The organism is Zhongshania aliphaticivorans, from assembly GCF_902705855.1.
GTDB classification, from domain to species: domain Bacteria; phylum Pseudomonadota; class Gammaproteobacteria; order Pseudomonadales; family Spongiibacteraceae; genus Spongiibacter; species Spongiibacter aliphaticivorans_B.
The window spans coordinates 77707-88775 of record NZ_CACSIJ010000003.1 but is presented as its reverse complement, the minus strand read 5'-3'; the positions used below and the strand labels follow the sequence as shown (position 1 = coordinate 88775).

Here is an 11069-nt window from a genome sequence, read left to right as displayed (position 1 = left end):
TTAGCTATCTCTCTTTGTGAACAACCTGTTTTATTTAGGACTGATATCTGGCATCGTTGCTCATAAGTCAGCTGCTGGTAATAACTCATTGTGATTTCATCTCTTGCCGGAGAAAAAAATGATGAGCTTACCTTCAGCTGACCCTTTCTTCTACTGCATCAGATGATGCACTTCAGATTTGAAACCACGTCATCAGCGAGGGGCTTCATAACCCATCCGCCACTCCAGCCGCCGTGAACAAGTACAATCGTCTCGGCGCAAACCGGCAGATACACTAGCAGCGCTATCAACCCTAATAGGTATTTCCGCAACGCGTTCATATGCACCTCTATCAGTTCGGCATGCTATTTAAGTCGTCACAACCGCTGCTTAATCGCTCACTTCTCGGTGGAGTATATTGTCCCGCGCGTAAACTTTTGGCCGTTTCGCTGCCTAGCTCTTGAACAATATCGATCACCGCTCGGCTTACGGGTAAAAGCGATTTTTCATCAACCATGTTCATGCGATCTGCAGGGTCAAATAGGTACATCGGCGCGGCCAATAGGCTGACGACCGGTGTTGTAAAGAAAAACACCGATGCATCCGTGGGCGGCCGTTTTGCATCTGGCCGAGGCCAGCCCGTCGAGGGCATCATCAAAGAACGAGTTAAATCCTCTCGACAAATTGCCCGCCCGACAATGCGTTCAAGACGCGGTATATAGCTGGTAAACCACCACCTAACTTCCGGCTTATCGGTAGGCACTAACTGTCCGTCTACAACCTTAGCAGCCAGGGCAATATGCTCTAAATGAATTTCTGCAACGACGTCGTTAGATAGAAAATCTTTATGCTTCTCTGCAAAATCGTGCAGACCTGCACCACCTGACATATGTCCGCCCGTTAACAAAAAGAGCATATTGTGTGGACGTTCCTTAGCAGGCACCCGCGACCAATATTGAGCCTGCGCCATAACCATGGCCACACCACTGGCATCTTCAACAGCAGAATTCCACGGGCCGTCATGATGTGAACCGATGACCAGCCATTCATCCGAACGCCCTGGTAATGTAGCGTATACATTGTTATTAACCGTTCGTGTTAGTCCGGCATCAACACTAAGACGTGCCATGACGGGCCCGTCCTCCATCATATCTAACAGCCGGCGCCCCTCATTGCGACTGAGATATAGGCCTGGGATATCGCGCGGCTTGCTGTCATAAGGCACGTAGTATTTATCCGTTTGCCATGGGAAATTAAGTATTCCTAAATACGCGGCGGCGCCGGCTTCCGCCTCTGGATCCATGATTTTCTGAAATCGTTCTCCCATCGGAAGAACTTGACTCAAGGTATTAAACTCGCCTTCAGGATCATAAGACCATGTCGCCACGTCATCACGAATATGCGCCTGGGGCATTTCCATTAGAGGATACTCAACCACCGCGATGGTTCCCGCCTGAACGTCTTCAGGACTTGGGCTAAGTACAAGCTCTGCGGTTAATTCCTTAACGGGTTTAGACAACGGGATGGGCCAAGAAGCCAATGTGATTACTTTATCTGGATGACCTTTTGGCCACACAGTTAACGACCATTCACGCTCTTCCCAGCGAGTCACGTCGATGGGGTCTAGCGTAATATCTTCTAGCCCCAAAGCCTTGAACATGTCTACCGCCCATTTTTCTGTCCATTCGTCAGCAGGCCAACCTGGACGTCGATAGCCTTGTGCTTCTATGTCGCTAATCCAGCTCATCATCGTTTCGGTAGAAGGCAAATGGTCTTTGGTATTGCTGTTGCTATCTCTTGTGCAAGCACTCGAAACGATGATGCCTACTAAGACCAGTACATAGAAAATTTTCATACGCGATCCCGATTATTATTGTGTGTATTAGAAAAATTGTGCTCTAGATCTAAATTACTTCTTACTCTTTATTTGAACAGGAAATTGCGATGCGATAGCACGTAAGTATCGATATATGCTTTTATCTTTCGACGTTGAGAACACCGCAATCACAACATCGCGAGAAGGAGAAATATAAAGTGCTTGGCCATCAAACCCAGACTTGAATAAATCACCATCGGCAAATAAGGCGTCCCACTGCGCTAGCGCGTTAACCGGATTTTCACCCAACAAATTACCCGCCCGCTTAGCCGCTTCAACTGCATTCTGATAATGCTTATTTTCTTGTGTGCGACTAATTCGCGACATTAGCTGAGGCGAGAATACTGATGCGTTGTAGCCCGTCGGCGTGAACAGCAATCCAAAGCGGCCAAGGTCTCGGAGCCGAGACGAGTACATTCCATGTGCGATGGCGCGGCCATCTGGGCTTAAGCCCATCAACCCATCACCTTCTGCACCTATGCGAGACCATATCCGATCTTCTATAAATTCCGCGTATGGTTTACCGCTGACACGCTCAATCAGTAGCGCCAACATATTAGTATTCGCAGATGAATATTGATAAACACGTCCTGGCGTCTGCAAGCGCGGTATCTTCGACAGCGCTTGATTGTGGCCAAGTGGAGTATGCTTAGGAGAGCTTAATATTCCTTCAGCATAAATAAGCCCGCCTATTCCCGAGCTTGGATCGGCATACCCTTGAGGGGAATCCAATGCATCCATCCCACTAGCCATATTCAATACGCTCTCGACAGACACCCCCGACCACGCACTCTTTTCAAACTCTGGCAAATAGCTTGTAATGCTTAGACTCTTGTCGATCTTTCCTTCATCCCTCAAAATTTCAACTGATAATCCGGCGAATATTTTTGCGATTGACCACCAAAGATGGGTATCGGTGGCGCGCATTCCCGGATACCGTTCCAGTGCCAGCCGCCCCTGATGCAAGACTAAAATTCCTTGCACCCGACTATGTGGGTGAGCGAGCAGCTCATCAAGTGAAAGCTCACCCAAAGCAGTCACCGCCGTCACTTCACCTAACTTCGGAACTGTACTTGAAGAGAGCTCTTTAATTTCGCCGCTGCGGGCAAGTATATGATGGGGGAAAAACTCGGCCATATGTAGATAGCTATAAAGCGCCTGATTTTCACCCGCCGCCAGTTTAAACGGAGAGTATTGACTACGCACTTGTGCATGCTGATCGGATGAAAAACCCTCTGCAGCAACAGAAACCGGCCACACACTTTTTGTGACCGCCTCAGCATGACTAAATGACGAAATAAGAATTACACCTAGTGTTAAAATATTCAGCAACCATGAACTGAAAAATCTAGGCATTAATATTTCCACAGTCATACATTCCTCAATTATTGCAACCTAATAATTAAAAGTGTGATCAATCAAACTCCAAGCTAAACCGCGCCGTAATTGTTCTTGGCGAATTCAGAATGTAAAAATCGTTACCTGCCAAGCCATCTATTATTCCGACTGGCGTTGTTTCATCTGTCAGATTTGTTGCATTAATAGCCAATGTCGGTCTCCCGCGCAACGACGGTATGGAGAAGTTTACGCTTGCGCTGTATGTTCCGTAATCATTAACCATATCTTCACTTTTTATATCGTTATAGGTCTCACCAACATAGGTATATCCAAGTAAAGCAGACGTATTAATCATCCAATCAGGGGACCCAAACAACGCCAAATTAACACTGTATTGATACTTAGCCGAACCCGGTAATGGCTTACCGGCAACTATAAGACTATTCCCAGCCATAAAATCTTCTGTAGTATGCGCGTTTACCGTACCGCCACTCATCATCATGACTACACCGGGGATGGGTGTAATCCAGCGCATATTTGCTTCAATACCGTCGCTTTCCGCACTGCCAACGTTATCGTAATAATTGATCTGAATTGCACTCTTCAACACGACCAATGCATCTGTGTAGTCAATATGAAATCCGGTGATATCTAATTCTAAACGTTGATCCAGCCAACTTGTGCGGATACCCATCTCGTAATTCCAGATGAAATCTGATTTATAAGTTGCCGGTATATTTTGCGCTTCATCTTCTGGAATATTTTGAATTCCACCAAAACGGAAGCCTTTATTTGCCAAAACATAGATTGAAAAATCATCGTTGAATTGAAACTTTGCTGAAATTTTAGGGTTAACGCCCTCCTCGGTAATTTCGGTTCTAAAATCAGCTGGCGACATGCCATTGTTAACAAGCCGAGCGCCAACGCCTTGCCCTACAAAGCCACCGGCTACTGATGTTTCATAAGCCNGCGCCCCTAATGATAAATCTAATCGATCCCACAGATTCCACGTCAAATCAAAAAACAGGGCCTTCTCTTCAGCTAATGCATTGGTTTCAGCGCATAGTACAGATAGCTCGCACCCTAAATTATCTGCACCCGGCACGACGTTTAAAATTTGATCTACCAAACCTCCCAGGCCAACAGCATTCGCGGTATTCGATACAAGCTGAATAGTATCGTCTGTCAGTGAAGATACCGAATTTAAACCTTGAACATTAAGCTTAAGATAGTAGCGAATGGGGGAGCGCAAATAATACGCACCAACCAGCCATTCTAGTGTTTCTCCGTCGTTAGACTGCAAACGCAGTTCCTGCTGAAACGATGTTGACTCTTGATCTGTGATGAAAGGAATAGCAAGTAAGTCTGTCATATTCTCTGGTGGTCGCCCCAATAACGCGCCATAAGAATCAAGAGTATTGAATCTTTCCTTTTCTGTTCTCGAGCTAGAAGAGATCAAACGAAAACTCTCCCAGTCGTATTGAATCTCAAGATTATATAAGCCAAACCGGTGCTTATTAGGCCAAGGAATCAAAGAGCCTACCGTTGCCCTCGGGCCGTTGGGAGAATCCGCAATAATCAATCCATTATCTGCATTGTAATCTTGATCTAAATACATAAATTTTAATTGCAGTTCGTCGCTAGGCTGCCACAAAAATGAAGCTCGAATCTGATCACCCTCCCCATAGTTAACATCTTCTGTCACCGGATCCGTTCGTAAATCATCTATCACGCCAGGGTATTCCCTACTGATATATCCTAGGCGCATACCAAAATTTCCGCCCTCTCCGAATAAGGGCAAATTAAGTACTACACCTTGAGTCAATGCATCTGAACCGTCTTCTGGATTCACACTTTGAGCGAAGTAACGCAGTTCCCATTGATCGGGAGAAGGATCTGNCAGCCGATACCGCAGTACACCAGAGAGTGCCGCGCCGCCAAACAAGGTGCCCTGCGGCCCTTTAAGTACTTCTATCGACGCAATATCAAATGCCGACAAGTCGGGGGTAATACTTGCTGCATAGGGTTCGTTTAATGCCGTATCACCAATAAAAATACCGACAGGATAGGGAACCGTACTAACTGGCGAAGCACTAGTAGAAATCCCTCTCATAACAATGCGCTGATCACCTGGGCGTGCTGAATTTGAGGTTACCCCCGGTGTCTGCTCCAACACATCATTAATACTTAAAATTGCTTGTTTCTCTAAGTCATCTCCTTTAAAAGCAGAAATTGACGCCGGTAAACTCCGCAGCGATTTACTACGTTTAGTCGCAGTAACAAAAACCTCTTCTAAAATGGTGACTTTTTTCTTTGAAGTGGTTTGAATTTCAGCGCCATTACCTGAGGCATTAACGTCCACGCTTATCGCTTCTTGAGCGCACGTATCAGCGACATTCAATGCAAGTATCAAGCACATTGTGGTCGCGATACTTCTAGTTTCAACATCCATATTACACCTCATCTACTACTATTATTATGCTGGGTTTGGTGCCGTTAACAGCACAAATGCTATTGCTCTGTTGCCACGCACCAAGTTATTTTATTTGTTGATACTTAGTTTCTTTGTTCCAGATGGGCCACTGCAGCTCTGATGAATACTTGCCGGGGCTTTCAGATTCGATAAAACCCTTGAAGGCAAAAATATACTGACGATGTATTCTTTCAAGCTCACCTATGTGACTTTTTGTCCAAGAAAAATAGGAGATATTCGGCGTTTCACGCTCAAAATTTCCGAAGACAAAAGGCACATCGAGACCATGGTAGGCGCCAAATAGTGAACGCCACGGCTCTTCCATATTGTCCCAAGAAAATTGATATCGATACACGGGATTGGTTTGGGCGGCGAGTAGAGATGCGCTTTCGTCAACCTTATTTAGTAAAGATGAATTTGCAAATTTAACCGCCAAGCTATACGTCAAACGACGCCATACACTTGGGAAAAAGTCTCCTGCATTCAATCCCTGCCAATCTGAATGAATGAGCTCCCACAATGTTTCCGGCTTTACACGGCCGGTGTGAGTGATCAAAAGCATGCTAGCTTCGTTACGGACGCTGCCAATAATAGCCGGAACAGGATTAGTAAGTTTATTGTCGGCAGTCAGCGCTAAAACTGTGCCGTCCGGTTCACCGCTCATTGCCTTTATACCCTTACCCGCAGTGACAATGGTTTCTGTAGAAAGTCCATACAAGGCCTCGCGAAGTTGCTGAGGGTCCGCGCCCGGATTTTCCTGCAAAAAAACAGCATCTATGCTAGGCATTAGCGTTAAATTATTAATAAAATTCTGGCTACGCTCTTTGAGTTTGTCGGCTGGAGTCGCCAGAGGAATACCAGACAAACAAATAGCTTTCTGAAACTTTCCGCTAGCAAGTGGCGATTTCATTAACGACCAAGTACTTACGCAGCCCGCAGAGTGCCCCATCACTGTCACATTATTGGCGTCACCGCTGTAGTCACCAACATTATTCTGAACCCAATCAAGTGCTTTAATTTGATCTAACAAACCAAAACTTCCAAAATCTTCTATTGGATCGCCAGTATGTAATGCATCCATGTGCAAAGCGCCGAAAATTCCTAAGCGATAGTTGATAGACACGACTACTGCGCCGAGCTCTCGCGCCAGTCTTTTACCGTTATAAAGTGGAAGTGATGCTGCGCCATAAACACCCGCACCGCCGTGAATAAATACCAACACTGGCCGCGGGCCGATTTGCACAATGGGTGCCCATACATTGAGATAAAGACAATCCTCGCTACCAAAGGGACGCTCAAAATATTCTGAATTATTTGTTGCGAAAAAATTGCCAATTTGAGCACAGGGCGACGCAAAATGTCGTGCCTCTCGAACACCGCTCCAAGGTGATGCGCCACGAGGTGCGCGCCAACGTAAATCACCAACAGGTGGCTCGGCGTAAGGTATGCCAAGGTAATACTCTACGCCGTCGTGCTCGCCGCCCTGCAACCATCCCTGGCTGGTTTTTAACGGCCGGTATAGGTCCTCTTCAGCGTAGACACCACCAGCCCACAGCAATGTCATCAAGCAAAGTATAATTGGCAAGTTCCGCACGCCACTCATACACTGGCTCCCATTGCTGACGAAAATTCAACGCTGCGCTGTTGCTCTAAATGATCACGTAACACTTGATTAAATGCCTTGGGGTTTTCTAATGTAACCGCGTGATGCGCGCCTTCAATAACGACTAACTGTGCGTTATTTATCTTCTCCATATATGTCTTGGTGTCTTCTAGCGGATAGTAATCGTATTCCGACACAACGATGAGGACTGGGCATGTTATGGATCTAAGAGAAAGCTCAATACTCCAATTAAGTAATGCTTGCATACATAGGCGATAATTTTTTGGATTATTTTTTACAAACCGTGTTTGAAATAATTTCTGTAATTGCTCGGAATTCGGAAACAACTTCTTCGCCAACACCCTGCTGAACACCTTCATCCCTAGCAACCGACTTATTAAGCTACGATTGAACACCGCCATTTTCTCGCGCCAGCCACTCGGTCTAAAGCTCGCACGACTATTTGTAATCGTTAATGACGCTACTAGCTCTGGCCGCTGCAGAGCGAGCTGAAAGGCAACCGCGCCACCTAGCGACAAGCCGACTATATGGGCTGCGCCAAGGACTTCTTGATCAAGAATTGCCGCCACCTGATCCGCAAAATCCAAAATAGATAAAGGTTGTGGCAGGACCGTACTTTGGCCGTGCCCATATAAGTCAGGGACTAAAACCGTGTAGTTCCGCGATAATTCCTCAATTTGCGGCCGCCAATCTAATGATGACGAGCCCAAGCCGTGAATAAGTACGATCACCGGCCCCCTGCCCCACTTTTCGTAAGAGCTTGGAATATTGTTAATTTCTATACTTGGCACGAAGGTCTGTCTCTTTTTATATTATTAGAAATATGCACTAACGTTCGTATGTGTTTTTTATAAGCTAACTGGCTAATAAGGGAAAAGCAAGGTATTCTGCAAAAAATTCTTACATAACGTTTGTTAGTCATGAAAACTAATTTAAGTACGTTTCCACAAAATCGGCGCGTTGCCGCCGAAACGGTAATCCTTCCCTTAGGTGTTACGCCAAAAGGCGCGCGCGGGAAAATCCTCAATGCCGCATTACGCCTATTTGCCCAACGAGGCTATGGCGCTACATCGGTAAGAGATATTTGCAAAGAAGCGAAAGTGCAAACCACTACGCTTTACTCTCACTTCCCCTCCAAGGAGCAGGTTCTCGCTGAGATTATCCAGCTTGGTCATACCGAACATTTACAGCGCCTGCGCGAAGCCTTAGTGAAATGTGAACAGCAAGCTCCCGCCGAACAGTTATCGGCGATGGTACGCGCACACGTTATTTCTCACTGTGAATACTCTATGTTGGCGGTCGTCACAAACACCGAAATGCACGCGCTTTCAGATGACGCCGTACGCCCTGTGATGGCGATTCTTCAAGAGTCAGAGTCTTTGCTAGGTGACGTCCTACAACGCTGTTCTCAGCACAGTATCTTCGATGTGCCCGATATAGAATTAGCCTTGCGCGCCATTGGTGGAATGGGTATGCGAGTCGCTTTTTGGTATGAACCTAATTGCGGAAAAACTCCCGAATACGTAGCAGATACCTTTGCGGACTTTGCGATGCGGTTGATGGGGATTACGAGTGTTCCGCAGCCAAGCTAGGAATTTTTAACTCGGCGAAGCGTCTTCGGCCACATGCTCGGATGTTTTCGATACACCGTAATAAGCCGACGAAACATCCAACGCCGATTAATCCCATACTATGGTTCTTCCCTTCCCCCGTCACTGCTACAATGCCCAGCCTTTTTTAACCGCCAGCAGGACACCCCAGCCGCGTGAGCAAACTCAACGACAGACAGCGCGAAGCGGTGCTTTATATCGACGGGCCGATTTTGGTATTAGCCGGCGCAGGCAGTGGTAAGACCAGCGTTATTACCCGCAAGATGGCGTATTTAATTGAGAAATGCGGCATGCCTGCTCGCCATATTGCAGCGGTGACCTTTACCAATAAAGCCGCCCGTGAAATGAAGGAGCGGGTGTCGCAGCTTGTTAAGGGCAAAGAGGCGCGCGGCTTAACAGTGTCGACCTTCCACAATTTGGGCATGAATATACTGCGCAGCGAATACAAGGCGCTGCAGTATAAATCCGGCTTTTCGATATTTGACAGCCAAGACGCCCAAACCCTAATCCGCGACTTGCTGATGCAGGATCACGGCGCAGAAAGTGACAATGCCGACCGCATTCAGCACCGCATTTCGCAGTGGAAAAACGAGTTCATCACCCCAGAACAAGCCATTGCCAGCGCCGAAGGCCCTGCCGATATACTTTGTTCGCAGGCTTATTTACGTTATCAAAATGCCTTAAAAGCTTACAACGCCTTAGATTTTGACGACTTGATTATGCTGCCAGCGCTGCTATTTGATCAGCAGCCAGCCATTCTAGAAAAATGGCAGCAAAAAATTCGCTATATGTTGGTAGACGAATACCAAGACACTAACGGCTCCCAATACCACCTAGTAAAACAACTGGTGGGTAATCGAGGCGGTTTGACGGTGGTGGGCGATGACGACCAATCAATCTACGCATGGCGGGGAGCCAAACCCGAAAACTTAAGCCTGCTCGGTAAAGATTACCCGCATTTGAAGGTAGTGAAGCTGGAGCAAAATTACCGCTCCACCGCCCGCATCCTGAAGGCCGCCAATATCGTTATTGCCAACAACCCGCACGAGCACAATAAGGCGCTGTGGTCGGAGCTGGGCCACGGCGAGCATATTCGTATTATTCGCTGCCGCAATGACGACGCCGAGTGTGAACGGGTGGTTACTGAAATTCTCGATCACAAGCTTCGCACTCAGGGTCGCTTTGGTAATTACGCGGTGCTGTATCGGGGCAATCATCAGTCACGCTTATTGGAATTGAAACTGCAAGTTCATCAAATTCCCTACAAACTCAGCGGCGGCACCTCGTTTTTTGCCCGCAACGAAATCAAAGACATCATGGCCTACCTGCGTTTGATCATTAATCCAGGGGACGACAACGCCTTTCTGCGAATTGTAAATGTGCCCCGCCGCAAGATAGGTACCTCGACCTTAGAAAACCTCGGGCGCTATGCCACCGAGCGCGAAATTAGCATGTACGACGCCTGCGATGAGATGGGCTTAAGCCAGCACCTACCTGAAGCCGCCGTAAAGCGGCTGCGGGAATTTACCGGCTGGCTAAATAATTTGCGCCGCAAATGTTATGAAGATGAACCCGTCGCCAGTGTGCGCCAGCTAGTGAGTGACATTGACTATCTCGACTGGTTAATTCAAAACAGCTCCTCGGTCGCTATCGCCGAGCGGCGCATGGCTAACGTCCACACCCTGATTAACTCCCTTGAAAAATCAATAAAAGATGATGAAAGTGACAATGCCATTGAGGGCGCGATAAGCCGTTTGGTACTGAGAGACTTGATGGAGCGTCAGGAAGACGAAAAAGAAAGTGACGACCAAGTTCAGCTCATGACACTTCACGCCGCTAAGGGCTTAGAATTTCCCCACGTGTTTATGATCGGCTTGGAAGAAGGCATTTTACCCCATCAAAATAGCATCGATGACGGCATGATCGAAGAAGAACGCCGCCTTTGCTACGTTGGCATCACCCGCGCCCAGCGTACCCTCACCATGAGTTACTGCGCCAAGCGCAAAAGCTTTGGGGAATTTACCAGCTGTGAACCCAGCCGGTTTTTAGCAGAATTGCCACAAGAGGACTTGGAGTGGGAGGGCCGCGGTGACAGCGATCCTGCCCAAAACCAAAAACGTGGTGGCGAAACCTTAGCCAGCCTAAGAGATATACTCGGCTAGCTCACAG

General features: G+C 47.2%; 8 protein-coding genes. 2 read left to right on the top strand and 6 right to left on the bottom strand.

What is annotated here, in order from left to right; all coding sequences use genetic code 11:
• Positions 1-158 precede the first annotated feature (158 nt).
• The 6 genes from GVJ32_RS04115 to GVJ32_RS04090 all read right to left on the bottom strand — a co-directional run bounded on the left by GVJ32_RS04115 (position 159) and on the right by GVJ32_RS04090 (position 8081).
• Positions 159-320: a hypothetical protein gene (locus GVJ32_RS04115; protein WP_159238796.1), complete on the bottom strand. Its 162-nt coding sequence runs from the start codon at positions 318-320 to the stop codon at positions 159-161.
• An 11-nt stretch (positions 321-331) separates the two neighbouring features.
• On the bottom strand, positions 332-1834 hold the full coding sequence (locus tag GVJ32_RS04110; protein WP_159238795.1) for a M28 family peptidase: 1503 nt from the start codon (positions 1832-1834) through the stop codon (positions 332-334).
• Between the two features lie 54 nt (positions 1835-1888).
• Positions 1889-3211, bottom strand: coding sequence for a serine hydrolase domain-containing protein (locus GVJ32_RS04105; protein ID WP_159238794.1), 1323 nt, complete (start codon positions 3209-3211; stop codon positions 1889-1891).
• Between the two features lie 58 nt (positions 3212-3269).
• Complete coding sequence (locus GVJ32_RS04100; protein ID WP_435808065.1) at positions 3270-5612, bottom strand: TonB-dependent receptor; 2343 nt, start codon at positions 5610-5612, stop codon at positions 3270-3272.
• Positions 5613-5730: 118 nt separating this feature from the next.
• A complete protein-coding gene (locus GVJ32_RS04095) occupies positions 5731-7269 on the bottom strand; it encodes a carboxylesterase/lipase family protein (RefSeq protein WP_159238792.1) in 1539 nt (512 codons plus the stop codon).
• A complete protein-coding gene (locus GVJ32_RS04090) occupies positions 7266-8081 on the bottom strand; it encodes an alpha/beta fold hydrolase (protein ID WP_159238791.1) in 816 nt (271 codons plus the stop codon). Before GVJ32_RS04090 ends, GVJ32_RS04095 begins: the two co-directional genes overlap by 4 nt.
• 129 nt (positions 8082-8210) lie before the next feature.
• Here GVJ32_RS04090 and GVJ32_RS04085 point away from each other — a divergent pair, with 129 nt between their 5' ends.
• Positions 8211-8882 (top strand): TetR/AcrR family transcriptional regulator, encoded by a 672-nt coding sequence (locus GVJ32_RS04085; protein ID WP_159238790.1) that lies wholly within the window; start codon positions 8211-8213, stop codon positions 8880-8882.
• A 173-nt stretch (positions 8883-9055) separates the two neighbouring features.
• Positions 9056-11062, top strand: a complete 2007-nt coding sequence (rep, locus tag GVJ32_RS04080) for a DNA helicase Rep (protein WP_159238789.1) — start codon at positions 9056-9058, stop codon at positions 11060-11062.
• Positions 11063-11069 lie beyond the last annotated feature (7 nt).